General features: G+C 72.9%; 21 protein-coding genes and 1 tRNA gene. 5 read left to right on the top strand and 17 right to left on the bottom strand.

Features of this window, described 5'->3' with window-relative positions:
* Positions 1-150: 150 nt before the first annotated feature.
* A complete protein-coding gene (locus tag ACZ4O3_RS19195) occupies positions 151-678 on the top strand; it encodes a hypothetical protein (protein WP_467723129.1) in 528 nt (175 codons plus the stop codon).
* Positions 679-881: 203 nt separating this feature from the next.
* Here the strand turns inward: ACZ4O3_RS19195 and ACZ4O3_RS19190 are convergent, their stop codons facing one another.
* The 7 genes from ACZ4O3_RS19190 to pdhA form a co-directional block, all read right to left on the bottom strand.
* Positions 882-1,862, bottom strand: coding sequence for an NAD(P)H-quinone oxidoreductase (locus tag ACZ4O3_RS19190; protein ID WP_467723127.1), 981 nt, complete (start codon positions 1,860-1,862; stop codon positions 882-884).
* A gap of 72 nt (positions 1,863-1,934) precedes the next feature.
* On the bottom strand, positions 1,935-3,032 hold the full coding sequence (locus tag ACZ4O3_RS19185; protein ID WP_467723125.1) for a potassium channel family protein: 1,098 nt from the start codon (positions 3,030-3,032) through the stop codon (positions 1,935-1,937).
* Positions 3,029-4,417, bottom strand: a complete 1,389-nt coding sequence (locus tag ACZ4O3_RS19180) for a molybdopterin molybdotransferase MoeA (protein WP_467723123.1) — start codon at positions 4,415-4,417, stop codon at positions 3,029-3,031. The genes ACZ4O3_RS19185 and ACZ4O3_RS19180 overlap by 4 nt, the downstream gene beginning before the upstream one ends.
* Entirely contained in the window at positions 4,414-5,358 is a 945-nt protein-coding gene (locus ACZ4O3_RS19175; RefSeq protein WP_467723121.1) for an NTP transferase domain-containing protein, read from the bottom strand. The genes ACZ4O3_RS19180 and ACZ4O3_RS19175 overlap by 4 nt, the downstream gene beginning before the upstream one ends.
* Positions 5,359-5,442: 84 nt before the next feature.
* The gene (locus ACZ4O3_RS19170; RefSeq protein WP_362721133.1) at positions 5,443-6,807 is read right to left on the bottom strand and encodes a dihydrolipoamide acetyltransferase family protein; all 1,365 of its coding nucleotides are present in this window, start codon (positions 6,805-6,807) and stop codon (positions 5,443-5,445) included.
* Positions 6,807-7,811: an alpha-ketoacid dehydrogenase subunit beta gene (locus ACZ4O3_RS19165; RefSeq protein WP_467723119.1), complete on the bottom strand. Its 1,005-nt coding sequence runs from the start codon at positions 7,809-7,811 to the stop codon at positions 6,807-6,809. The genes ACZ4O3_RS19170 and ACZ4O3_RS19165 overlap by 1 nt, the downstream gene beginning before the upstream one ends.
* The gene (gene pdhA, locus ACZ4O3_RS19160) at positions 7,808-8,953 is read right to left on the bottom strand and encodes a pyruvate dehydrogenase (acetyl-transferring) E1 component subunit alpha (RefSeq protein ID WP_362721128.1); all 1,146 of its coding nucleotides are present in this window, start codon (positions 8,951-8,953) and stop codon (positions 7,808-7,810) included. Before pdhA ends, ACZ4O3_RS19165 begins: the two co-directional genes overlap by 4 nt.
* Before the next feature lie 190 nt (positions 8,954-9,143).
* Here pdhA and ACZ4O3_RS19155 point away from each other — a divergent pair, with 190 nt between their 5' ends.
* Positions 9,144-9,629, top strand: a complete 486-nt coding sequence (locus tag ACZ4O3_RS19155; RefSeq protein WP_467723262.1) for an Lrp/AsnC family transcriptional regulator — start codon at positions 9,144-9,146, stop codon at positions 9,627-9,629.
* A gap of 15 nt (positions 9,630-9,644) precedes the next feature.
* On the opposite strand, the gene ACZ4O3_RS19150 is transcribed toward ACZ4O3_RS19155, so the two are convergent.
* A complete protein-coding gene (locus tag ACZ4O3_RS19150; RefSeq protein WP_362721125.1) occupies positions 9,645-10,232 on the bottom strand; it encodes a TetR/AcrR family transcriptional regulator in 588 nt (195 codons plus the stop codon).
* A complete protein-coding gene (locus ACZ4O3_RS19145; RefSeq protein WP_467723117.1) occupies positions 10,229-11,743 on the bottom strand; it encodes a 3-hydroxyacyl-CoA dehydrogenase in 1,515 nt (504 codons plus the stop codon). The genes ACZ4O3_RS19150 and ACZ4O3_RS19145 overlap by 4 nt, the downstream gene beginning before the upstream one ends.
* A gap of 148 nt (positions 11,744-11,891) precedes the next feature.
* On the opposite strand from ACZ4O3_RS19145, the gene paaN reads away from it, so the two are divergent.
* A complete protein-coding gene (paaN, locus tag ACZ4O3_RS19140) occupies positions 11,892-13,583 on the top strand; it encodes a phenylacetic acid degradation protein PaaN (protein ID WP_467723115.1) in 1,692 nt (563 codons plus the stop codon).
* Between the two features lie 98 nt (positions 13,584-13,681).
* On the opposite strand, the gene ACZ4O3_RS19135 is transcribed toward paaN, so the two are convergent.
* The 4 genes from ACZ4O3_RS19135 to pepN all read right to left on the bottom strand — a co-directional run bounded on the left by ACZ4O3_RS19135 (position 13,682) and on the right by pepN (position 19,118).
* On the bottom strand, positions 13,682-14,416 hold the full coding sequence (locus ACZ4O3_RS19135; protein WP_467723114.1) for a TrmH family RNA methyltransferase: 735 nt from the start codon (positions 14,414-14,416) through the stop codon (positions 13,682-13,684).
* Positions 14,413-15,609, bottom strand: coding sequence for an HTTM domain-containing protein (locus ACZ4O3_RS19130; RefSeq protein WP_467723112.1), 1,197 nt, complete (start codon positions 15,607-15,609; stop codon positions 14,413-14,415). The genes ACZ4O3_RS19135 and ACZ4O3_RS19130 overlap by 4 nt, the downstream gene beginning before the upstream one ends.
* Positions 15,606-16,382, bottom strand: a complete 777-nt coding sequence (locus tag ACZ4O3_RS19125) for a DUF5819 family protein (protein ID WP_467723110.1) — start codon at positions 16,380-16,382, stop codon at positions 15,606-15,608. The genes ACZ4O3_RS19130 and ACZ4O3_RS19125 overlap by 4 nt, the downstream gene beginning before the upstream one ends.
* A gap of 303 nt (positions 16,383-16,685) precedes the next feature.
* Positions 16,686-19,118 (bottom strand): aminopeptidase N, encoded by a 2,433-nt coding sequence (pepN, locus tag ACZ4O3_RS19120; RefSeq protein WP_467723109.1) that lies wholly within the window; start codon positions 19,116-19,118, stop codon positions 16,686-16,688.
* 158 nt (positions 19,119-19,276) lie between these two features.
* On the opposite strand from pepN, the gene ACZ4O3_RS19115 reads away from it, so the two are divergent.
* The gene (locus ACZ4O3_RS19115; RefSeq protein WP_467723107.1) at positions 19,277-20,410 is read left to right on the top strand and encodes an acyl-CoA dehydrogenase family protein; all 1,134 of its coding nucleotides are present in this window, start codon (positions 19,277-19,279) and stop codon (positions 20,408-20,410) included.
* A gap of 147 nt (positions 20,411-20,557) precedes the next feature.
* Here the strand turns inward: ACZ4O3_RS19115 and ACZ4O3_RS19110 are convergent, their stop codons facing one another.
* From ACZ4O3_RS19110 to ACZ4O3_RS19095, 4 genes are all read right to left on the bottom strand, one after another.
* On the bottom strand, positions 20,558-20,887 hold the full coding sequence (locus ACZ4O3_RS19110) for a rhodanese-like domain-containing protein (RefSeq protein ID WP_362714673.1): 330 nt from the start codon (positions 20,885-20,887) through the stop codon (positions 20,558-20,560).
* Between the two features lie 57 nt (positions 20,888-20,944).
* Positions 20,945-21,757 carry a hypothetical protein gene (locus ACZ4O3_RS19105; protein ID WP_362714656.1) on the bottom strand — a complete coding sequence of 271 codons (813 nt, stop codon included), beginning with the start codon at positions 21,755-21,757 and terminating at the stop codon, positions 20,945-20,947.
* A gap of 137 nt (positions 21,758-21,894) precedes the next feature.
* A complete protein-coding gene (locus ACZ4O3_RS19100; RefSeq protein WP_467723105.1) occupies positions 21,895-23,358 on the bottom strand; it encodes a DUF2252 domain-containing protein in 1,464 nt (487 codons plus the stop codon).
* 360 nt (positions 23,359-23,718) lie between these two features.
* Positions 23,719-23,802, bottom strand: a tRNA-Leu gene (locus ACZ4O3_RS19095).
* 408 nt (positions 23,803-24,210) lie between these two features.
* Here ACZ4O3_RS19095 and ACZ4O3_RS19090 point away from each other — a divergent pair.
* On the top strand, positions 24,211-25,092 hold the full coding sequence (locus ACZ4O3_RS19090; protein ID WP_467723103.1) for an FhaA domain-containing protein: 882 nt from the start codon (positions 24,211-24,213) through the stop codon (positions 25,090-25,092).
* The last annotated feature ends 2 nt before the right edge of the window (positions 25,093-25,094 follow it).

The following is a 25,094-nucleotide window of genomic DNA, read 5'->3' as shown; positions in this document are numbered from 1 at the left end:
CGTGGTGCCCCCCGTCGGAGCTGATCCACCCTGACCGGCCGCCCCGGCCGGGCATAGACCCATCGGCCGAATCAGACATGCCGGGCCTGCCGGCGGATGTGAGGCTGGTGATCGTCGGCTCTGACGACTGTGTTCCGGGAGGTCACCGACGTGACTCCAAGGCCGCGATCCACCTCCGGCGGCGTACGGCTCGCGCTGCTCCGCCTGCTGCTCGCCCTCGCGACGGTGCTGCTGCCCTGCGGCACAGCCGTCGCGTACGACCCCGGGCCCGTGGTCGCCCGGGATCCGGAGACGGCTCCCTCGCCCCCCGCGAGCCCCTCGGTCTCCGCCGAGCCGTCCCGGGCCGGCACCCTGGCCGGCGAGGGGAGGCTGCGGCCCGGACGGCCCCAGGGCCCGGCGGCGGCTGTCCAGGGGCAGGAACAGGACGAGTACGAAGACGAGCCCGGCGACGAGACGGCTGCCCCGAACCCGGCCCGCACCGTGGCGGCGCAGCCGTCCCGGGGCACCGGCCCGGTGCCCAGCGCGCCCCAGCAGTACCCCGCCCACCAGGCCGTGGCCCCCGGCCAGGAGGACTCCTCCGAGCCCGTCCTGCACATCCTTCCGCTGGGCAGCGGCCTGGTCCTGATCGGCCTCGGCCTCGGCCTCGCCTTCGTCGCCCTGCGGGTGCGGCGGAGCTAGGGCGTCTTGCGAAAGTCCCGTCGTTCGCCCGAAGGGCGGGCCGTGCGGCGTCAGGTGCGTGCTCCCGTCGTGCCGGGCGGAAGTCCTCGTACTGGATGTACCTGGGCTTTCGCCCGGTGCGGCGAGAGTGCGTGCATGGCGTCGCACGGCAGACGGGACTTTCGCAACACGCCCTCTAGCCGCCGGGTCCCGGGGGCGACGGCTCAGGGAGCGACGAGGAGTACCTTGCCGATGTGCCCGCTGGCCTCCACCAGCCGCTGCGCCTCGGCCGCCTCGGCCATCGGCATCTCCCGGTCGACGACCGGCCGGACATGACCGCCCTCGATCAACGGCCACACGTGCTCCCGCACGGCCGCGACGATGGCCGCCTTCTCGGCCAGCGGGCGCGCGCGCAGCGAGGTCGCGCTGATCGCGGCCCGCTTGCCGAGCAGGGCGCCGATGTTCAGCTCGCCCTTCACCCCGCCCTGCATACCGATGATCGCGAGCCGTCCGTTGACGGCGAGGGCCCGCACGTTCCGGTCCAGGTAGCTTGCGCCCATGTTGTCGAGGATGACGTCGGCCCCGGCACCGTCGGTGGCCTGCCGCACCTCGGCGACGAAGTCCTGGTCGCGGTAGTTCACGAGGATGTCCGCGCCGAGCTCCGCGCAGAAGTCCAGCTTCTCCTTGCTGCCCGCGGTGACCGCGACCTTGGCCCCGACCGACTTGCCCAGCTGGACGGCCATGGTGCCGATGCCGCTGGAGCCGCCGTGCACGAGCAGCGTCTCACCGGGGCGCAGGTGGGCGATCATGAAGACGTTGGACCAGACCGTGCAGGCCACCTCGGGCAGCGCGGCCGCCTGCTTCAGCTCCACGCCCGCGGGCACCGGCAGCAGCTGTCCGGCCGGGACGGCGGCCTTCTGCGCGTAGCCGCCGCCCGCGAGCAGTGCGCACACCTCGTCGCCGACCGACCAGCCGGAGACCGCGGGGCCGACCTCGACGATCCGGCCGGAGCACTCCAGGCCGGGATAGGCGGAGGCACCCGGCGGCGGGTAGTAGTTGCCCTGCCGCTGCAGGATGTCGGCGCGGTTGACGGCACTGGCCACCACCTCGACCAGCACCTCGCCCTCCCCGGCCACCGGATCGGGGACCTCGTCCCACACCAGCGCCTCGGGCCCACCAGGTTCGGGAATCGTGATCGCATACATGCGGCCGACGCTACCCCCAGCCCGGCCGCCCACGCCTCCGGTCAGGCCCGCGGCAGCGGCCGTATGTCGCGGTCAGGCCCGGGGCAGCGGCCGTATGTCCGGGGCGGTCCTGTTGCCCGGGGAGGCCCGCACGATCGTGATCAGCCGGTCCGTCGGCTGGATGGTGCCGACGGCCGGGTCGTCGTAGCCGAGGACCCGGTGTCCGCGCAGGACGCTTACCACCAGGTCGGACGTCTCGCGCGGGGTCTTGCCGACCTCGGCCTTGACCGCCGGGCGCTCCACCAGGTCAAGGCCGGTGCCCTGCTGGATCAGGTCCTCCATGACCATGCCGGCGGCCGGACTGAGCACGGACAGCCCCAGCAGGCGTCCGGCGGCACTGGCGCTGGTGATGACGGCGTCGGCGCCGGACTGCTTCAGCAGTGGCGCGTTCTCCTCCTCGCGGACGGCGGCCACGATCTTCGCGCCCTTGTTGAGCTGCCGGGCGGTCAGGGTCACCAGCACGGCCGTGTCGTCCCGCTGGGTGGCGATGATGATCTGCCGGGCCCGCTGCACCTCGGCCCGTTTCAGCACCTCGCTGCGGGTGGCGTCCCCGACCACCCCGGCGTACCCCTCCGCGGTGGCCGCCTCGATCGCCTTGGCGCTGGGGTCGACCACGACCACCTGCTCCGCCTTCAGCCCGGACACACAGACGGTCTGGACCGCCGAGCGCCCCTTCGTCCCGAAGCCGACGACGATGGTGTGATCCCGCAAGGCGGACCTCCAGCGGTTCTGGCGCCATTCCTCCCGGGTGCGTTCGGTGAGGACTTCGAGCGTGGTGCCGACCAGGATGATCAGGAACAGCACGCGCAGCGGCGTGATGACGAAGATGTTGGTCAGCCGGGCGGCGTCACTGACCGGGGTGATGTCGCCGTATCCGGTGGTGGAGAGGGTGACGGTCGCGTAGTAGAAGGCGTCGAGGAGGTCGATGCTGCCGTCCGAGGTGTCGTTGTAGCCGTCGCGGTCGGCATAGACGATGAAGGCGGTGGCGACCAGCACCAGCAGGGCCAGAGACAGTCGTTTGCTGACCTGGCGGATCGGGCGCTCCACCACTTTCGACGGGAGTTTCACCCGCTGGGTCACCAGATGTTCGTCCGCTTGGCGGGCGATGGCGTCATGACCCGGAAGTTTCACGTGAAACACACCTCGATCCCGGCGGCCGCCCACGGCAGGTCGAGGAGTTCCATCTCCTCACCCCGCTGTGCCCCGCCCGGCCGTACGACCGCGAGCGCGTCGGCGGCGGCGATGCCACGGAGCATCGCCGGGCCGTTGTAGTGCAGCGGGACGGCCGCGTCACCGCGCAGGACGACGGGGATGAGCCGGGTGTCGTACGGGTGTCCGTGCGTCGCCTCCGCCAGGGGCACCGCGTACGGCTCGGGGGCCGGGTGGGCCGCGAGGGTGCGCAGCAGGGGTTCGGCGAGGGTGAGCAGGCCGGAGACTGCGGCGAGGGGGTTGCCGGGAAGGCCCACGAGGTGCTGGTTCTGCTGGGTGCGGGCCAGCAGCATGGGGTGGCCCGGGCGGACCTTGACGCCGTCGACGAGGAGCTCGGCCCCGATGCGTTCCAGGGTGGAGTGCACATGGTCGACCGGGCCGGACGCGGTGCCACCGGTGGTGACCACGAGATCGGCGCTCGACGAGGTGATCGCCTTGTACAGGGCCTCGGCGTCGTCGCCGAGCCGGCGTACGGCAATCACCTCGGCGCCGATCGCACGCAGCCAGGACGGCAGCATCGGGCCGAGCGCGTCCCGGATGCGTCCCTCGCTCGGGAGCCCTTCGGTGATCAGCTCGTCCCCGAGGATCAGGACTTCGGCCCGGGGGCGGGGGACGACCGTGACGCTGTCGTATCCGGCGGCCGCGGCGAGGCCGAGGACGGCCGGGGTGACCAGGGTCCCGACCGACAGCAACTGGTCACCGCTGCGGCACTCCTGGCCGCGCGGCCGGATGTCCTGACCGTGCACGACCTCACGGGTGGGGTGCAGCCGGCCCTGGGTGTCGGTACGGCCGTGTTCGCTGCGCAGCACGGCGGTGGTGTCCGCCGGGATCCGGGCGCCGGTGGCGATCCGTACCGCCTCGCCGTCGATGAGCGGCTCGGGCTGTGCGTGTCCGGCCAGCACGCCCTCGTCGCGCACGTCCCAGGGTCCGGGGCCGGCCACCGCCCAGCCGTCCATCGCGGAGGTGTCGAAGGAGGGCAGGTCGGTCAGCGCGTTGAGCGGTGCGGCCAGGGCCAGACCGAGGGCCTCGGCCAGCGGTACGGAGACGGGGGCACGGCGGGCACCGGAGCGGGCGGCGCGGGCGGCGGTCTCACGGGCCTGGGGCCAGGGGGTGGCGCGGTGCTGGTGCGCCGAGGGGCCGCCGTGGGCGTGCGCGTCCTGGGCGACGGGCGGCGTCCGGCCGGCGGCGCCCTCCCCGAACTCCCTGGGCTCCCTGGGTTCTCTCACGAGGGCGAGTGCCTCCTCGACGTCGAGATCGTCGTCGGTGCCCCCGGCGGACTCTCCGACCCGGATACCGGGGCCGGTCACCGGCCGGGCCCGGAGCCGGGGGCGGCCTTCCCGGAAGCGGACTGCCCGGCGGCGTTCGCCTCCTCCCCCCAGCGCACGGCCAGGGCGGCGGCCTTGCGGGCCGCCTCGGCCACCGCCTCCGGGCCCCCATTGCCCTGCGCCGCCGCGTAGCCGACGAGGAACGTGGTCAGCGGGGCGGCCGGGCGGGCCACGCCGTGCGCGGCGTCCCTGGCCAGGTCGAGCAGGACGCGGGTGTCGACGTCCAGGTCGATGCCCAGTTCGTCCTTGACTGCGGAGATCCATTCATCCAACACGTGACCATGCTCCCTGATGCGTGCCCTGGCGTCGGCGATGTCGTCCCAGGTGTCGCAGTCGAAGGACGCGAGGGGGTCCGGGACACGGGTGAGATCGAGTGCGGCGGTCAGGCGCCGCAGGGGGAGGCCGGTGAGACCGGGGGCGCCGCGGCCGGGGGCCTCGCCGTCGTCTCCACCGTCGTCTCCGCCGCCCCGGGCCAGGGCCGACAGGGCGTGGCGGAGCGGTGCCGTGCGGTAGGCCGCGACGAGGGGCTGGTCGCGGCCGTCGGTGTCGGTGAGCAGGGCCCCGTCGGCGCCGGTGGCGTGCAGGGCGGCCAACAGCCGCTCCACGGTCGCCCGTTCGAGGAAGGGGAGGTCGGCGGAGAGTACGACCGCGCGGTCGGCGGTGGTGTGACGCAGGCCGGCGTCGAGGGCGGCGACCGGGCCGCCGCCCGGGGGGTCCTCGCGGGTCCAGCGGACCGGGCGCGGGGTGGGGCGCGGAGCCGCCACGACGACGGTGTCCCGGGCTCCGGCGCAGGCCGTCAGCACGCGGTCGAGCAGCGGGCGGCCGCCCACCCGGACGGAGGGTTTGTCGGCCCCGCCGAGGCGTCTCGCGGCGCCGCCGGCCAACACGATCGCGTCGTAGGCCGGCGGCTCGGTGTCGGTCACCTTTCGAGTATGGGGGGAGGGTGGATCACTGGGAACCGATAGCGGGCGGGCGATCTGCGCGGCGCGGTGGCAGGGGTGCTCCGGCTAGAGCGTCCTGAGCAGCACCGCCGGGTTCTCCACGCAGTCGGCCACGTAGCGCAGGAAGCCGCCCGCCGTGCCGCCGTCGCAGACCCGGTGGTCGAAGGTGAGGGACAGCTGGACGACCTGCCGGACCGCCAGTTCGCCCTCGTGCACCCACGGCTTCGGGACGATGCGGCCCACGCCCAGCATCGCCGCCTCGGGGTGGTTGATGATCGGCGTGGAGCCGTCGACGCCGAAGACGCCGTAGTTGTTCAACGTGAAGGTGGAGCCGGTGAGTTCGCCGGGGGTGAGTTTCCCGGCGTGGGCCGCCTCGGTCAGCCGGGCGAACTCCGCGGTCAGGGCCTCGGCGTCGCGGGTGTGGGCGTCCCGGACGACGGGGACCACCAGGCCCCGGTCGGTCTGGGCGGCGAAGCCCAGGTGGATCTGGTCGAGTCGGACGATCTCGCGGGCCTCCACGTCGACGTAGGAGTTCAGCTCGGGGTACCGGGCCAGGGCGGCCGTGCTGATCCTGGCGAGGAGCGCGAGGAGGGAGATCTTCGGGGCCGCCGCCGCGTTCATCGCGGTCCGGGCGCGCATCAGCTCGGTCGCGTCGGCGTCCACCCAGCAGGTCGCGTCGGGGATCTCGCGGCGGCTGCGGGAGAGCTTGTCGGCGACCGCGCCCCGGATGCCCTTGAGGGGCGTACGGGTGCCGGACCTGGCGTGCGGCGGGGCGGCCGCGGCGCCGGCTGTGCCCGCCTTCACCGTGCCCGCCGCGGAGTTCGGCAGGCCGGCCGGGGTCCTGGTGGCGGCGCGGGCCGCACCGACCCGCAGGGCGTCCTCGACGTCGGCGCGCAGGATCAGGCCGTCGGGGCCCGAGCCGGACAACCGGCGCAGGTCCAGGTCGTTGTCCCGGGCGAGCCGGCGGACCAGGGGCGAGATCACCGGCACGGGGCCCTCGGTGACCGGGGGCGGTGCGGGCACGCTCGCGTGGACCGCGGTCTCGACGGCGGCCGGCTTCCCGGCCGTGCCGTTGGCCCGGTCCGGTGCGGTGGGGCGGGCCCGGCGGCGGCGCGCCGGGGGTGCCCCGGTGCCGTAGCCCACCAGAACGTTGCCGGAGCCCTCGGGCTCGGGGGCGGGGGTGTCCGCACCGACGGCGACCGTCAGCAGCGGTGCGCCGACGGGCAGTTCGGCGCCCTCCTCCCCGAAGCGGGCCGTGACCACACCGCCGTAGGGACACGGGACCTCGACCATCGCCTTGGCCGTCTCGACCTCGACGACCGGCTGGTCGATCGCGACGACCTCGCCGACCTGGACCAGCCAGCTGACGATCACCGCCTCGGTCAGCCCCTCCCCGAGATCGGGCAGTTTGAACTCCAGCACCTGTGCCATCAGCCCTCGGCCTCCCACTGCAGACGCGCCACCGCGTCCAGGATGCGGTCCACACCGGGCAGATGGTGGCGCTCCAGCATCGGCGGCGGGTAGGGAATGTCGAACCCGGCCACGCGCAGCACCGGCGCCTCCAGGTGGTGGAAGCAGCGCTCCGTGACCCGGGCCGCGATCTCCCCGCCCGGTCCGCCGAACCCGCCCGACTCGTGTACGACGACCGCGCGCCCGGTGCGCCGTACCGAGGCGCAGACCGTCTCGTCGTCGAACGGCACCAGGGAGCGCAGGTCGACGACTTCGAGGTCCCAGCCCTCCGCCTGGGCGGCCTCGGCGGCTTCGAGGCAGACCGGCACGGAGGGGCCGTACGTGATGAGCGTGGCACTGCGCCCCGTGCGGCGCACCACCGCGCGGCCGATGGGTTCGACGTCCGTCGGCTGCTCGGGGTTCCAGGTGTCCTTGGACCAGTACAGGCGCTTGGGTTCGAGGAAGACGACCGGGTCGTCGGAGGCGATGGCGGCGCGCAGCAGGCCGTAGGCGTCGGCGACCGTGGCGGGGGTGACGACGTGCAGTCCGGGGGTGGCCATGTAGTAGGCCTCGGAGGAGTCGCTGTGGTGCTCGACGCCGCCGATGCCGCCGCCGTAGGGGATGCGGACGGTGATCGGCAGGGGCATCCGGCCGCGGGTGCGGTTGCGCATCCGGGCGACATGGCTGATCAGCTGCTCGAACCCGGGATAGGCGAAGGCGTCGAACTGCATCTCCACGACCGGGCGCAGCCCGTACATGGCCATGCCGACGGCGGTGCCGAGGATGCCGGCCTCGGCGAGCGGGGTGTCGGTGCAGCGGTCCTCGCCGAACTCCTTGGCGAGGCCGTCGGTGACCCGGAAGACCCCGCCGAGGGCGCCGACGTCCTCGCCCATGACGTGCACGGCGGGGTCGGCGGCCATCGCGTCGCGCAGGGCGCGGTTGAGCGCCTGTGCCATGGTGGCGGGCTTGACGGCGACGGTCGTCATCGGTCGCCGCCTTCCCGGCCGTCCTGCTCGGCTTCCAGCTCGGCCCGCAGCAGGGCGCGCTGCTCGCGCAGCTGGCTGGTGGTCTCGGCGTACACCTGGTCGAAGAGGGCCATGGGGTCGAGCTCCGGGTCGCGGTTCATGCGCTCGCGCAGGTCGGCGGCCATGGTCTCGGCGTCCTCGCGGGTGTTCCGCACGAGGTCGTCGTCGAGCAGGCCGCGGTCGGTCAACTCGCGCTCCAGCAGCAGGATGGGGTCGTGGTCGCGCCAGGCGTCCACCTCGGCGTCGCCCCGGTAGCGGGTGGCGTCGTCGGCGTTGGTGTGGGCGTCGATGCGGTAGGTCACCGCCTCGACCAGGGTGGGACCGCCGCCCTCGCGCGCGTGCCGCACGGCGTCGGAGAGGACCTGGTGCACGGCGGCCGCGTCGTTGCCGTCGACCAGGCGGCCCGGCATCCCGTATCCGACGGCTTTGTGGGCCAGGGAGGGGGCGGCGGTCTGCTTGTCGAGCGGGACGGAGATGGCGAAGCCGTTGTTCTGGACCAGGAAGACGACCGGGGCCCGCCAGACCGCGGCGAAGTTCAGCGCCTCGTGGAAGTCGCCCTCGCTGGTGCCGCCGTCGCCGACCATGGCGAGCGCGACCACGTCGTCGCCCTTGAGCCGGGCCGCGTGGGCGAGGCCGACCGCGTGCGGGAGCTGGGTGGCGAGCGGGGTGGAGAGCGGAGCCACGCGGTGGGCGTGGGGGTCGTAGCCGGTGTGCCAGTCGCCGCGCAGCAGGGTGAGCGCCTCCACGGGGTCCACGCCCCGGGCGACGACCGCGAGGGTGTCGCGGTAGCTGGGGAAGAGCCAGTCGCGCTCCTCCAGGGCGAGCGCGGCGGCGACCTCGCAGGCCTCCTGGCCGGTGCTGGACGGGTAGACGGCGAGACGGCCCTGCTTGGTGAGGGCGGTGGCCTGTGTGTTGTACCGGCGGCCGTGCACCAGCCGGGTGTAGAGCCGGCGCAGCAGCTCCGGGTCGGCCTTGGCGGCCGCCTCGGTCCCGAGGACGCGGTACGGCCGCTCGTCGGGCAGCAGGGGCGCGGGGTCCGTCCGGGGTTGCCAGGCGGGCGGCGGCGACGGGCGGTATGCGCCGCGCTGCTCCAGGACCGTCATGACGGCACCTCCTCGTGGGGGTGGCTACAGGAGACGGACCGGCTGTGACCCGTCTCACCTACCGATTGTTCGGTCGTCAGCACATTTTGGCTACAGGCGGCTCCAGGCTGTGGACAAACGGTTCTCCACAACCTGGAATGAATGCAGTACGTCCATAACAGGAAGGCGGGGGGACATGCCACCTGAACAAATGGCCGAGGGGCCGCGGGACAGTGCGGGGCTGCCGCCCGCCCGCCCGCTGGACGCCATTGATCAGGACATCCTGCAGATCCTCCAGGCGGACGGCCGGGCCTCGATACGGACGGTCGCCGAACGGGTCCATGTCTCGCGCGCCAACGCCTACGCGCGTATCAACCGGCTCGTCGAGGACGGGGTGATCCGCGGTTTCGGCGCCCGCGTGGACCATGAGCGGGCCGGCCACGGCACCTCCGCCTACATCACGCTGAAGATCGTCCAGAACACCTGGCGCACGGTGCGCGAGGAGTTGCGGCAGCTGCCGGGCGCCGACCACATCGCCTTGGTGGGCGGGGACTTCGACGTCCTGCTGCTGGTGCACACGCCCGACAACAGGGCACTGCGCGAGCTGGTGCTGACCCGGCTCCAGGCGATCCCGGAGGTGCTCAGCACCCGCACGCTGCTGGTGTTCGAGGAGGAGGACCTGGGGCCGGGCGGCTGAGGCCGGGCACCCGGGTCAGGCCGCGCGGAGCCCTGAGAACACCAGGCGCGCCACCGCGTCGGAGACCTCGCGCTCGGTCGAGCCGCGCCCGTCCGGGCGGTACCACTCCACGATCGAGTTGACCATGCCGAAGACCAGCCTGGTGGCGAGGCGCACCTCGACGTCGGCGCGCACGTCCCCGTCGGCGGCGGCCGCCCTCAGCAGGTCGGCCACCCGGTGGTCGAAGTCCCGGCGCCGCTCCAGCGCCCACCGTTCGGTGTCGGTGTTGCCCCGCACCCGCAGCAGCAGCGTCACGTACGGCAGTTCGGTGATCAGCACCTCCACCATGCGCCGTACGACGTGCTCCAGGCGGTCCACCGCGCGCCCCACGCGCGCGTGCTCCTCGTCGAGGATCCCGAACAGGCCGTCCAGGGCACGGCTGACGGCCCGGCGCAGCAGTTCCTCCTTGCCGGAGACATGGTGGTAGATGGACGACTTGGAGATGCCGGCCGCCTTGGAGAGGTGCTCCATGGAGGTGCCGTCGTAACCGCGCTCGATGAAGACCTGCACGGCCACCGAGAGCAGGGTCTCCGGGGTGTACGTGTCGCGCTTGGCGGTGGTCATGAGGCGCCCTCCCGCTTCTCGGTGGCGTACGCGTGGCGATAGAGCGCGAGGGAGGGCGCGTAGCGGCCGCTCGGGTCGCGCAGGTGCAGGTCGTCGAGGAGGTCGTAGGCGAAGTCGCGGCCCAGGCGGCGGCTCCACTCGAACGGGCCGAGCGGGTAGTTCACGCCCAGGCGCATCGCGGTGTCGATGTCCTCCTCGGTGGCGACGCCCTTGGCGACGGCGTCGTGCGCGAGGTCGATGATCCGGGCGACCGTGCGGGCGACGATCATGCCGGGCACGTCACCGATGACGCTGACCTGCTTGCCGAGCGCCTGGAAGAGACCGACGGCCTCGCTGAGCGTCCGGGGCAGGGTGTCGTGTCCCGCGGACAGCGCGACGCGGGTGGCGCGGCGGTAGTCGAGCGCCAGGTCGAAGTAGACGACGTCCCGGAACTCCACCGAGGTCTGGCCGTCGGCGAGGACCAGCTGGCCGCCGCTGGGCAGGACCAGCCGGGTGCCGTGGTCCTCGTCCTCCTCGCGGACCTGGATGCCCGCCTCGCGGATCATCGCGAGCAGTTCGGCGGCCGGGCCCATGGTGCCCTCGGCGACGACGTAGGAGGGCGCGTCGGCCGGCTCGGCGGTGTGCGGCTCGGGGCGCTCGGCGTCGTCCGCGTAGTCGTACCAGCCATGCCCGGTCTTGCGGCCCAGGTGACCCGACTCGACGAGCCGGCGCTGGGCCAGGGAGGGCGTGAAGCGGACGTCCTGGAAGAAGGCCTGCCACACGGAGTGCGTGACGGACTCGTTGACGTCCTGGCCGATCAGGTCGGTCAGTTCGAACGCGCCCATCCGGAAGTCACCGCTCTCACGCAGTACCGCGTCGATGGTGGCCGGGTCCGCGGCCTGCGCCTCGTAGACCGCGAACGCCTCGGCGTAGAAGGGCCGCGCGATGCGGTTGACGATGAAGCCGGGGGTGTCCGCGCAGGCGACCGGCGTCTTGCCCCAGGCGCGGGCCGTCTCGTACGCGCGCGTGGCCGACGTGACGTCGGTGGCGAACCCGGAGACCACCTCGACCAGCGGCAGCAGCGGAGCCGGATTGAAGAAGTGCAGGCCCACCAGCCGGGCTGCGCCGCGCAGGCCGCCGCCGATGGCGGTCACCGACAGGGAGGAGGTGTTGGTCGCCAGCAGACAGTCGCCGTCGACGATGTCCTCCAGCGCCCGGAACAGCTCCTGCTTGACCTCCAGCCGCTCCTGGACGGCCTCCACCACCAGCGTGCAGTCCGCGAACTCGGTGAGCTCCCCGGCGGCCAGCAGCCGGGCGCGGGCCGCGTCGCGGTCGGCGCCCGTCATGCGGCCCCGCTCGACCAGCCGGTCGAGACGGGCGCCGATCGCCGCGGCGGCGTCCCGGGCCCGTCCGGGCACGGCGTCGTACAGCCTGACGGGATGGCCCGCGACGAGTGCGACCTGGGCGATGCCCTGGCCCATGGTGCCGGCGCCGGCGACCCCCACGGGGCTGCTGAGGTCGAGTGCTGTCATGTCCGCGATCCTCCCGCACGGGGATTTCCACAGATGCGGCAGGCCCCCTTGTCCCGACCGATCGTTCGGTTACTCTAACCCTGTCCGGCCGTTTCCGCCCAGGTCATGAGCTCGAAGGGGAGCTCATCAGACGAGGAGTTGGTCCCGCATGACCGCCGAACTCACCGTGCACGAGCTGATCGCCAAGCACCGGCCCACGCTTGACCAGGCCCTGGAGGCGATCCGCACCCGCGCCTACTGGTCCCCCCATCCCGAGCACCCCAAGGCCTACGGCGAGCACGGCAGCCTGGACGCGGCGGCCGGCAAGGCCGCCTTCGACGCCCTCCTCGGCACGCGCGTGGACCTCGGCCAGCCCGGCACCGACGACTGGCTGGGCGGCGAGGTCTCCCCGTACGGCATCGAACTGGGCGTGACCTACCCGCACGCCGACGTCGACACACTGCTGCCCGCCATGAAGTCCGGCCAGCGCGCGTGGCGCGACGCGGGCGCGGAGGCGCGCGCGGTGGTGTGCCTGGAGATCCTCAAGCGGATCAGCGACCGGACGCACGAGTTCGCGCACGCGGTCATGCACACCAGCGGCCAGGCGTTCATGATGGCGTTCCAGGCGGGCGGCCCGCACGCCCAGGACCGCGGCCTGGAAGCGGTGGCCTACGCGTACGTCGAGCAGGTCCGCACCCCCGACACGGCCGAGTGGTCCAAGCCGCAGGGCAAGCGCGACCCGCTCGCGCTGACGAAGACCTTCAAGCCGGTCCCGCGCGGGATCGCCCTGGTCGTCGGCTGCAACACGTTCCCGACGTGGAACGGCTACCCGGGCCTGTTCGCCTCCCTCGCCACGGGCAACGCGGTCCTGGTGAAGCCGCACCCGCGCGCGGTACTGCCGCTCGCCCTCACCGTGCAGGTCGCCCGCCAGGTGCTCGCCGAGGCCGGCTTCGACCCGAACCTGGTGGCACTGACGACGGAACGCCCCGGCGAGGGCATCGCGAAGACGCTCGCCACCCGCCCGGAGATCAAGATCATCGACTACACGGGCTCCACCGCCTTCGGCGACTGGCTGGAGGCCAACGCCCGGCAGGCCCAGGTGTACACCGAGAAGGCCGGTGTCAACACGGTCCTGGTCGAGTCGACCGACGACTACAAGGGGATGCTCTCCAACCTGGCGTTCTCGCTCTCCCTGTACAGCGGCCAGATGTGCACCACCCCGCAGAACCTGCTGATCCCCCGCGACGGCATCCGCACCGACGAAGGACCCCGGACCTACGACGAGGTGGTGTCCGGCATCGCCCGCGCGGTCGACGGCCTGCTCGGCGACGACGCCCGCGCCAACGCGCTGCTCGGCGCGATCGTCAACCCCGACGTCAAGGCCCGCCTGGAGGCCGCCGCCGGACTGGGCGAGGTCGCCCTCCCCTCCCGGGAGATCACCAACCCGGAGTTCCCGGACGCGGTCGTCCGCACCCCGGTGATCGTGAAGCTGGACGGCGCCAAGCCGGACGACGAGGCCGCGTACATGAGCGAGTGCTTCGGGCCGGTCTCCTTCGCGGTCGCCGTCGACTCGGCCTCCGACGCGGTGGAACTGCTGCGGCGCACGGTCCGGGAGAAGGGCGCGATGACGGTCGGCGCGTACACCGTCGACCCGGACGTGGAGAGCGCCGTGGAGGAGGTCTGCCTGGAGGAGGCCGTCCAGCTGTCGCTGAACCTGGTCGGCGGGGTCTACGTCAACCAGACGGCCGCGTTCTCCGACTTCCACGGCTCGGGCGGAAACCCGGCGGCCAACGCGGCCCTGTGCGACGGGGCGTTCGTGGCGAACCGGTTCCGGGTGATCGAGGTGCGCCGGGAGGCGTAGCCGTTCGGGGAGGCCGATCGCCGTCGGGAACCGCGGATCCGTCGCAACTGGCCCCGCGGTTCCCCGCGCCCCTGCCTGGGCGTGGCGGCCGGGGCCCGCTACAGGGCACTCCAGTGGTACAAGGTCATCGCCACGCTGGTCGCCAGGTTGTAGCTGCTCACCTGCGGGCGCATCGGCAGTCGCAGCAGGTGGTCGGCACGCGCGCGCAGGTCCGCCGACAGACCCGTTCGTTCCGACCCGAAGGCGAGGATCGCGTTGTCCGGGAGCTTGGTGCCCCGGATGTCCTCGCCTTCCGGGTCCAGCGCGAACACCGGGCCCGGCGGCAGCTCCGGCACGGTCAGGCGCTCGACCGCCGTCGCGAAGTGCAGGCCCGCGCCGCCTCGTACGACCGTCGGGTGCCAGGGGTCGAGCGTGCCGGTCGTGATCACTCCTGTCACACCGAAGCCCGCCGCCAGGCGGATCACCGCGCCGGCGTTGCCGAGGTTGCGGGGTTCGTCGAGGACCACGACGGGGGCCGAGCGCGGATCGCGGGCCAGCTCGCGCAGATTGGCCTCGCGGGACGGCCGTACCGCCAGCGCCGCCACCGCCGTGGGATGCGGGCGGGAGACCAGCGACGCGTACACCTGCGACGGCACCTCGGTCAGCAGGGCGGCCAGTGCCTCCCGCACGTCCGGCGCCAGCTCGTCCGCCAGGGCCAGCGCCGCCGCCCGGTCCGTGGTGACCGCCACCGGCACCTGTGCCCCGAAGCGCAGGGCGTGCTTGAGGGCGTGGAAGCCGTCGAGGAGGACGGCTGAACCCGCCGGCAGCGCCCAGCGGTCCAGGGGGTCGGTCATGCCCCGAAGCCTACGCGGGGCTGTTCGTCGGCCTCCGCGGAGCGAGCGGGCGGCAGCGACGGACCGCCGCGCCGCCGCACGCGGTCGCGTGCGCGTGCCGCCCGGCCGCCCAGCCAGAGCAGGAAGGCCGTCGGCAGGAAGACCGAGTCCGCCGCGATCATGGCCAGCGAGAAGAACGGCAGGCCGAGGACGACCGCGATCACCGCGTGCTCGGTCATCATGGCGGCCAGCAGCACGTTCTTGACCCGGCGGTTGAACAGCGTGAACGGGAAGGCGACCTGGACGATGACCGTCCCGTAGGTCACCAGCATCACCAGGGTGCCGTTGGCGGACAGCAGGTCGGCGAGGGCCGGCCAGGGCGAGAAGTAGTCCAGGTGGAGGGGGTAGTAGACGGCGGTGCCATCCTGCCAGCGGGAACCCTGGATCTTGTACCAGCCCGCGGTGGCGTAGATCAGGCAGGCCTCGGCCATGATCAGGAACAGGGCGCCGTTGTGCAGGACGTTGGCGACGACGTCCAGCAGGATCCGGGGCTCGGGTGTACGCGCCCGGCGGCCCGTCGCCCACCACAGGGCGGCGCCCGCCCAGGCCGCCCACAGCAGGGCCGGCACCAGCCAGCCGCCGCCGGTGCGCCCGGTGAGGGCCGCCGCGACCAGCAGGACACCCGACACCGCCCACAGCGCCGGCCCGGCCCGGTCGGTGACCGGCCCCTCGGCACGCGCGCGTGCCGCCCGGCGCGCGTCCAGGGACCACACCTGGCCGCAACGGGTGAACACCAGGTAGAGGGACATCAGGTGCAGCACGTTGTCGCCGCCGTCGCCCACGAACACGCTGCGGTTCTGCAGGGACAGCACGCCGACCATGAACAGCAGGGACATCGCGCGGGTGTGCCAGCCCACCAGCAGCAGGGCGCTGGAGACGACGGCCAGCAGGTAGAAGACCTCGAAGAAGGCCTGGCCGTCGGAGGCCAGCAGCGCCGTGAAGGCGTGGTTGTCCGCGGTCAGCTGCTGGGCCAGGCCGAAGCTCCAGGGGCCGTCGGGGCCGTACAGCTCCTGGCGGTGCGGGTACTCGCGCAGCAGGAACAGCAGCCAGGTGGCGGCGAAGCCGATGCGTACGACGGCCGTCTGGTAGGGGCCGAGCGCCGACCCGGTGACCCGGGCGATGGCGCGGGACAGGCACAGGGCGAGACGGCTCATCGCACACCTCCGCCGGCCTCGTCGGCCGTGACCGTCCACCAGGGCAGCACCCGGTAGACGGGCGTGTCGGAGACCTTCTCGCCGCTCCAGTCCGGCGGGGGCACATCGGTGGTGCTGGAGCGCACCTGGACGCGGGCGATGGTGCCCTTCTCGCTGGTCGCGTCCCCCTCGTACATGCGCATCACGACGATCCGGCGCAGGTACTGCTCCGACAGGGAGCCGCGCAGACCGATCGGTCGGTTGTCGTTGCCGTGGGTGGTGACGAAGAAGTCCCAGGCCCGGCGCAGTTCGTTCTGCACGGTGTGGCTCGGCAGCAGGCTGCCGTCGATGGCCTGGCCGTCCTGCGCGGACAGGTCGTTCCAGCCCGTGGTGGCCGTGGTGCCGTCCTGCATCCGGACGTCCGCGCGCACCTGTACGGCGATGTTCTGCTGGAGCGGGTTCGGCGCGAACAGCTTCCAGTTCTGCTCGAACTCCGGGTACACCCACTCCTCTATCGCCTTGCCGTGCTGCTTCGTCACCGTGTTCGCCGGCGCGACGCTCAGGAACACCATCCCGAGGTGGACACAGGTGGTGACGGCGACCAGGGCCAGCGCGAGGGCCGCGCCGACCTGGTAGCGCGGGGAGAGGGCGGCGACGCCGGCGCGGGGCGGGGCGAGCGGCGGCTGCTCCTGCCGAACCCCTTCGACGGGTCCGGCAGGCCCCGGATCAGGACGCGGCGCGACCGGACCTTCCGGCCCCTGCCGGGCGTCCGAGTCGCCGTCGTACGCGTCCATGCCGCCCCGTTCCCCGGTACCGCCGTGCCGTCCGGACGACCCGTCCGGGGCCGACCGGTGTGCCGCTGCCCGGCACTCGCACGGAACGGTACTCAGCACCGGCCGCCGGGCGCAGCCCCGGGGAGGGGCCCAGCAGCGTGGCCATCGCCACTCCGACCGTCCCCGGCGGCGGCCCTACGGCGGTTCACCGGGGTCTCCGGCCCAGCTCACAGCGGATCCGACGGGGACGAGAAGGGCCCGTGGAACTCCGCCCGACGAGCTGTCCACAGGCGGCGCCGGAGGTTTTCCACAGCGATGGGTGGATCAGGCGTTGACCGCCCGGGCCCGGAGCATGCGACGAACGGTGTCGGAGCGTTCCAGGAGGGTGTTGCGGACCACGGGGGCCGCTTCCTGGATCGCCTGCTGGGCCCTCTCGACGTACGCGGAGTCGATGGCGTACGGCGGGAAGAGCTGGGAGGTGTAGACCATCGCCGGGATCATTCCGCCCTGGTCCAGCCGCGGGATCTCGGCCAGGTACCGCTCGGCGTAGGGGGCGAGCAGGGCGTCCTGGCCCGGGCGCCAGAAGGCGGCCGCCACCGCGCCGACCGACTGGACCGGCACGGTGCGGTCCACGGCCAGCCGCTGCCAGGTCTCCGCCTTGGCGGCCGGGTCGGGGACGGCGGCGCGGACGGTGAGGGCGCGGACCCACGCGTCGGGGTCGGGGTCGCGTTCCAGCAGGGCCGCGGACTCGGCGGTCACGTCGCCGCCGAGTTCGGCCTCGCGGACAAGGGCGCGCCAGCGCAGGTCCACGTCGTCGCCGGCCTGGTCGCGGAGCCGGGCCAGGCCCTCGGCGGTCGCGGTGCGGGCCAGGCCGCGCAGGGCCACCTGGCGGCGGCCCGGGTCGTCGGCGAGTTGCAGGCAGACCCCGGCCACGGCCTCCGTCAGTGCGGGACGGTCGGCGTCCGGGGCCCAGAGCTCGGCGATGTTGGTGACGAGGGTCAGGAAGGGCTCGATCACGGCGTCGGACGTCTCGGCGGCGAGGACCGCGGTGAGGCATCGTCCGGCCTCGGCCGCCGTGGCCTCCCCGGCCGTGAGCATGTCCCAGACGGTGGCGACGGCCACGCCCCGCGAGATGGCCGTGGGCAGCCGGGCCGCCACGCGGAACAGGGTGTCCCGGACGGCGGGGTCCGGACGGGTGGTGGCGAAGGTGAGGTCGTCGTCGTTGATCAGGAGCAGGTCGGAGGTGGCGGGAAGGCCGGTGACCGGGGTGCGGGGCTCGCTCACCTCGACGCGGACCAGGGCGGTGCGTTCGAGGGCGTCGCCCGTGCGGTCGTACGCACCGACCGCGAGGACCTGCGGGCGCGGGGTGCCGTCGGCGACCAGGATCACGGTGGAGCCGTCATGCTCCAGGGTGAAGCGGTCGGTGCCGGCCGTCTCCAGCCAGGCCTTGCGCCAGGTGGCGAGGTCCCTGTCACCGGCCTCGGCGAGGGCGTCGATCAGGTCCTGGAGGGTGGTGGTGCCCCAGGCGTGGCGGGCGAAGTAGGCCGCCATGCCGGTGCGGAACCGGTCCTCGCCCACGTAGGTCATCAACTGCTGGAGGACGGAGGCGCCCTTGGGGTACGTGATGCTGTCGAAGATCGACGCGGCCTGGGCGACGTCGTGGATGGGCTGGTGGATCGGGTGGGAGACCGGGCCCTGGTCGGAGAGGTAGGCCCTGAGCTTGCCGCCGGCGAGGTGGCCGGCCCACACGTCGGTGTAACGGGTGGCCCCCTCGGCGGCCCAGTGGCAGGCGAACTCGGCGAAGGCCTCGTTCAGCCAGAGGTCGTCCCACCAGCGCATGGTGACGATGTTGCCGAACCACATGTGCGCCATCTCGTGCAGCAGCACGACGGCGAGCAGCTCGCGTTCAGCGTGGGTCGGCGTGGCCCGGCGCAGGAACATGTCCGACCAGGTCACACAGCCGTAGTTCTCCATCGCGCCGCCGAACTCGGGCATGAAGACCTGGTCGTACTTGCGCTGCGGGAACGGCATCGCGAAGGCCTCGGCGAAGAAGGCGAGGCCCTGGCCGGTCAGGGTGAAGATCTCGTCGGCGTCGCGCTCCAGGACCTCGGCGAGCGAGCGGCGGGCGAAGACGCCGAGGCCGTGGCCGCCGGCCTCGCGGCGGATCTCGTGGAAGGGGCCCGCGTTGACGACGGTGTTGTACACGGACAGCGGCGGGGTGTCCGGGAAGCTCCAGCGGCGGGCGGCGCCCTGCTCCTCGACGCGCGGGTCGCCGGAGTTGCTGAGCACGGTCCAGGCGGCCGGGGCGGTGACGGTGAAGGCGTGCGGAGCCTTGAGGTCGGGCTGGTCGAAGCAGGCCCAGACGAAGCGGGCCTCGTCGGGTTCGAAGCTGGTCCAGAGGTAGACCTCGCCGTCGGCGGGGTCGACGGCCTTGTGGGCGCCCGGGCTGGTCGTGGTGTCGGCCTGGAGGCTCTCGACCCGCAGCACGTTGCGCGCGGCCAGGCCGGGCAGCGGGATCCGGCCGTCGTCGCCCGGGGTGAGGGCGGTGCCGTTGAGGGTGGCGGAGCGTACCTCGGCCGCACAGTCGACGAAGGTCTCGGCGCCCGGCTCCGAGCAGGTGAACGTCACCGTCGAGACGCAGCGGATCTCCGGCCCGTCCGGCAGGGCGGTGAGGTCGATGTCGACGTCGTACCGCTCGACCGTGACCAGCGCGGACCGGCGCTCGGCCTCGATGCGGGTCAGGCTTCGGATCCCCATGTGTCCTCCCTCGTGTGCCCGTCCACACCGGCGGACAGCGGCCGACAGCCTACGACGGAAGGAACTGGTGATCGCAGCGGTTTCCCGTTCCCTTCTTCTAGAACCTGTTCTATCTTGACGGACCGTCAGATCAGCGGACCGGCCGGGAGGACAGGACCGTGGACTTCACCTTCACCGAGGAGCAGCTGGCGGCGGCCGAGGCGGCACGCGGGGTGTTCGCCGCGGTGGCACCGGACGCGGTGCCGAGCCCCGCGCTGACCACCGGGGCCGTGGCCGAGCACTTCGACCGGGAACTCTGGGACACACTGGCCGGCGCGGACCTGCTGAGCCTGCTGTCCGCCGAGGAGTACGGCGGGGCGTCACTGGACGCGATCGCGCTCTGCCTGGTGCTGCGGGAGTCGGCGAAGGTGCTGGCCCGGGTGCCGCTGCTGGAGAACAGCGCGGCCATGGCGGCCGTGCAGGCCTACGGCGACACGGAGCTGAGGGACCGGCTGCTGGCGCGGGCGGGCCGCGGCGAACTGGTGCTGACCGTCGCCGCGAGCGGCCGCACCGGGCACGACCCGGCCGAGCTGGCGGTGACCGCGCGCCGGGACGGTGACGGGTGGGTGCTGGACGGGGTGCAGACCGCGGTGCCGTGGGTGTACGACGCCGGTCTCGTCCTCGTACCGGCGCACACCGACGGCGACCGGAGCGTACTGGCGCTGGTGGCGCCGTCGGGTGACGGGGTCACGCTCGCCGAGCAGGTGTCGACCAGCGGGGAAAGGCTCGGCGAGCTGCGGCTGGAGTCGGCGCGGGTCGCCGGGCCGGACGTGGTGACGGCGCGAGGGGCCTGGGAGTGGCTGCGGGAGCTGCTGGCGACCGGGACGTGTGCGCTGGCGCTCGGGGTGGGTGAGCGGGTGCTGCGGATGACCAGTGAGTACACGGGGAAGCGGGAGCAGTTCGGGCATCCCGTCGCCACGTTCCAGGCGGTCGCCGTGCAGGCCGCCGACCGGTACATCGACCTGCGCGCCATGGAGGCGACGCTGTGGCAGGCGGCGTGGCGGATCGCCTCCGGGGCGGCCGGGGCGTTGCCGGCGGCCGGGGACGTGGCGGTGGCGAAGATCTGGGCGGCGGAGGGCGTGCGGCGGGTGGTTCAGACCGCGCAGCACCTGCACGGCGGGTTCGGGGCCGACACGGATTACGTGCTGCACCGCTACCACGCCTGGGCGAAGCACCTCGAGCTGGCGCTCGGGTCGGCGGCGGCCCACGAGGAGGCGCTGGGGGATCTGCTGGCCGCGCATCCACTGGGATAGAGCCTGGGAAAAAAAGGGGGGCGCTCGGCAGGGCGCGGTCCACGGCCCGCCGGCGGTCGGGGTCGGTCCGCCGGCCGGTGGGGGCGATGTGGGGCTGGTCGCGCGGGTCCGCGCGCCCCTCGCGGGGCGCTGCACCGCCGGGCCGGCTCAGATCACGAAGCCCGCTTCTCCCGCGTCCGTGACGACCTCGCGGCCCGCCGCCTGCCAGGTCTGCATGCCGCCGTCCACGTTCACCGCGTCGATGCCCTGCTGGACCAGGTACATCGTGACCTGTGCCGAACGGCCGCCGGAGCGGCAGATCACGTGGACACGGCCGTCCTGGGGAGCGGCCTCGGTGAACTCGCCGTAGCGGGCCGCGAACTCGCTGATAGGGATGTGCAGGGCACCCGAGGCGTGGCCCGCCTGCCACTCGTCGTCCTCACGGACGTCCAGCAGGAAGTCACCGTCCTTGAGGTCCGCGACCTCGACCGTGGGCACACGCGCTGCGAAGTTCATGGCTCCGACGCTACCCGACGGCCGCTCCCGGGCGTGCGGCTACTCCTCGGCGAGCAGCGCGGCCAGCTCCGCCTCCCGCTCGGCGACATCCTTGTAGAGCTTCCCGGCGATCTCCTCAAGGAGGCTGTCGGGGTCCTCGGGGGCCAGCCGGAGCATGCCGGCGATGGGGCCGTTCTCCAGTTCCCTGGCGACCAGGGTGAGCAGTTCCTTGCGCTCGGCCAGCCATTCGAGGCGGGCGTACAGCTCCTCGGCGCGGCTGGGCTTGCGCTCGGGCGGGACCGGGCCGGCCTCCCACTCCTCGGCCAGCTCCCGCAGCAGAACCTCGTCGCCGCGGGCGTAGGCCGCGTTGACCCGGCTGAGAAACTCCTCACGCCGGTCCTGCTCGTCCCCCTCCTGCACCAGGTCGGGGTGGGCCTTGCGGGCCAGCTCGCGGTAGAGCCGGCGGGCCTCCTCGCTGGGCCGCACCCGCTGCGGGGGCCGTACCTCCTGCTCGGTGAGCATGGCGACGGCCTCCGGGAACAGGCCGCTGCCGTCCATCCAGCCGTGCATCAGTTCCTCGACACCGGGGATGGGCAGGACCCGGGCCCGGGCCTCCTCGGCGGCGCGGACGTCCTCGGGGTCACCGGTACGGGCGGCCTTCGCCTCGGCGATCCGCGCGTCCAGCTCTTCGAGGTGGAGGTAGAGAGGGCCGAGCTTCTGCTCGTGCAGGCGCGAGAAGTTCTCCACCTCGACACGGAAGGTCTCGACCGCGATCTCGAACTCGATCAACGCCTGCTCGGCGGCCCGCACGGCTCGCTCCAGGCGTTCCTCGGGCCGCGATGCCTCAGACTGCTCAGCTTCCGGGGTCGTCACCCGACCAGACTAGGGCCTGTCGTCGCCACGGGTGGCCGCCACCCGCTCCTCGGCCAGATCTCCGCAGGCCACGAGGGGTTCTCCGGGCAGCGACCCACCTCCCCGAGCGCCCCGAGCGCCTGCCCTGCCTCCGGCGGTCACACCCCGGTCTCCGCCGGGATCCGGCCCGTCCGGACCGCGGTCACCAGTGTCTCGTGATCCGCCTCCGTGCGATCGGCGTAGGCCACCGCGAACGCGGCGATCGCCTCGTCCAGCTCCTCGTTCTTGCCGCAGTAACCGGCGATCAGGCGGGGGTCGGCGCTGTGGGAGTGGGCGCGGGCCAGCAGGGCGCCGGTCATCCGCCCGTAGTCGTCGATCTGGTCGAAAGACAGGGCCGCCGGGTCGACGCTGCCCTTGCGGTTGCGGAACTGACGGACCTGGAAGGGCCGGCCGGCCACCGTGGTCCAGCCGAGCAGGATGTCGCTGACCACCTGCATCCGCTTCTGCCCGAGGACCACCCGGCGCCCTTCGTGGCCGACGGCGGGCGCCTCGAAACCGGCCGTGGCCAGGTGCGGGACGAGCGCGGACGGGCGGGCCTCCTTGACCTGGAGGATCAGTGGCTCGCCACGATGGTCGAGGAGCAGCACCACGTACGACCGGGTGCCGACACTGCCGGTGCCGACTATCCGGAAGGCGACGTCGTGCGGGGCGTGCCGGGAGAGCAGGGGGTGGCGGTCCTCGGAGAGCGTGCCGACGTAGTGCTCCAGGGCCGCCACGACCGCTTCCGCCTCCTCGTCCGTGACCCGGCGCAGCACCGGAGCGGCGTCGACGAAGCGGCGCCCGCCGTTCTCGGTGGGCTCGGTGGAGCGGGCCGCGAACCGGCCGCTGGTGTTGGCGCGCGCCTTCTCCGAGACCCTGCGCAGGGTGCCGAGCATGTCGTGGGCGTCGGAGTGGGAGACCAGTTCCTCGTCCGCGATGGCGTTCCACGCGTCCAGCACCGGGAGCCTGGCCAGCAGACGCATGGTGCGGCGGTAGGCGCCGGCCGCGTCGCCCGCCGCCCTGCGGCACATGTCCTCGTCGGCGCCCGCCTCCCGGCCGGCCAGCACCAGGGAGGCGGCGAGCCGCTTGAGGTCCCACTCCCAGGGGCCGAGCACCGTCTCGTCGAAGTCGTTCAGATCGATGACCAGGTCGCCGCGCGGGTCGCCGTACAGACCGAAGTTGGCCGCGTGGGCGTCGCCGCAGATCTGCGTCGCGATCCTGGTCATGGGAGTCCGGGCCAGGTCGTAGGCCATCAGGCCGGCCGCGCCGCGCAGGAACGCGAACGGGCTCGCCGCCATCCTGCCGACCCTGATCGGGACCAGCTCCGGGATCCGGTCGTGGTTGGACTCCTCGACCGCGCGCACCGCGTCGGGCCGGGAGCCGTCCAGGTCCAGGACGGCGTGATCACGGCGCGGAACGGCCGAACGCAGCGCCTTGCCCTCGTCCTTGGGCGAGCCCTGCACGGGCCACTGCGCGAAGCCCTTCGGCGAGGGCAGCTTGCGTGCCTCGGCCGTCGTCAGCCCTTCCGGTCCGGTCACGTCGACCGCCTCCCCCGCACTCCGGACATCCGCACATCCGCACATCCGCCCGCACGAACATCAACTCGTGGAAACGGTACAGGTGGGGGCAGGTGACCCGTCAGACCCTGTGGACAACTTCGGGGGCGGACATGAAGGGGTGGTCGACCGTCGCCGTACGGCCGCGGGTGGCCGGGGCTGGTATCGCGGTTCCCCGCGCCCCGCAGGCGGACCACCGGTCGCGCGTCCAGAGGCACCGGCCCCGGCCGATCGCGCCGTCCGCCCCTCTCCCCCCACTGAGAGACACCTCACACCGACAGGAAAATCACATCGCCGTCCCGGCCACCCGGCCCTGCGCCCGCACCAACGAACCGCAAGGGCACAGCAAAAAGGCCCACCGTGATCACGATGGGCCTTCTGCCTCTGTGCGCGAGGGGGGAGTTGAACCCCCACGCCCTTGCGGGCACTGGAACCTGAATCCAGCGCGTCTGCCTATTCCGCCACCCGCGCATTGGGTGTGTCCTCCGGTCCCGGCCCCTGTGTTTCCTTCGGGGCGGCCCCTTCCGACATGCAGAACACTAGCACGTGGGGAGGGGCGGATTCACATCCGTTCTCCGCGGGCAGCGGCCACCCGGAGCTCACGTACCGAGCAGTCTGCGGTCACGTATCAACCTCGTACCGGTCCAGGCCATCTGTCCACAGAGGGATCGGGTCCACAGTCAGGTGCGGGACACTGGTCGTGGGGCGCCTCTACGATCCTTGGCAGCGGAAGTGCCGATCCCTGACGGGAACAAGCACGCCGAGGAGTTCGAAGGGGAGCCGCTGGGGGAACCGGCTGATTGCCGGGCGCGTAGATACGATCAGTGAGCAGTAGCGGTAAGGCAAGCCGTACGGGCAACGCGACAGAGGAGGTGCCCTGTGGGAGTCCTGAAGAAGTTCGAGCAACGTCTCGAAGGTCTGGTCAACGGCACCTTCGCCAAGGTGTTCAAGTCCGAGGTCCAGCCCGTGGAGATCGCCGGTGCGCTGCAGCGCGAGTGCGACAACAACGCGACGATCTGGAACCGCGACCGGACCGTCGTACCCAATGACTTCATCGTCGAGCTGAGCGCTCCCGACTTCGAGCGGCTCAGCCCCTACTCCGGACAGCTCGGCGACGAGCTCGCCGGGATGGTCCGCGACTACGCCAAGCAGCAGCGCTACACGTTCATGGGGCCCATCAAGGTCAACCTGGAGAAGGCCGAGGACCTGGACACCGGCCTGTACCGGGTGCGCAGCCGCACCCTCGCCTCCTCCAGCAACCAGCAGGCCGCCCCGGAGCGCGCGCCCGCGGCCGGCGGCGCCCCGCAGCGACCCGGCTACGGCTACCCGCAGGCCGCCGCGGCCCCGCCCATGCCCAGCGCACCGCCCGCCGGCGCCCCGCAGCGACCCGGTGGCTACGGCTACCCACAGCCGACCCAGCCCGCCGCCCAGCGGCCCGCCGGCCCCTCCGGGCCGGTCGGCGCCCCGGCGCCCGGCTCCCGTACCCGCTACTGGATCGAGATCAACGGCACCCGCCATCAGATCTCCCGCGCGACGCTCGTGCTGGGCCGCAGCACCGAGGCCGACGTGCGGATCGACGACCCCGGCGTCTCCCGCCGGCACTGCGAGATCCGGACCGGAACGCCCTCGACGATCCAGGATCTCGGGTCCACCAACGGCATCGTGGTGGACGGGCAGCACACCACCCGCGCTACGCTCCGCGACGGCTCGCGGATCGTCGTGGGCAGCAGCACCATCATTTACCGGCAAGCCGAAGGGTGAAG

It is taken from the genome of Streptomyces sp. NPDC026515, assembly GCF_055567595.1.
The sequence above is the reverse complement of the archived record's forward strand: the minus strand, read 5'-3'. Positions and strand labels throughout refer to the sequence as shown.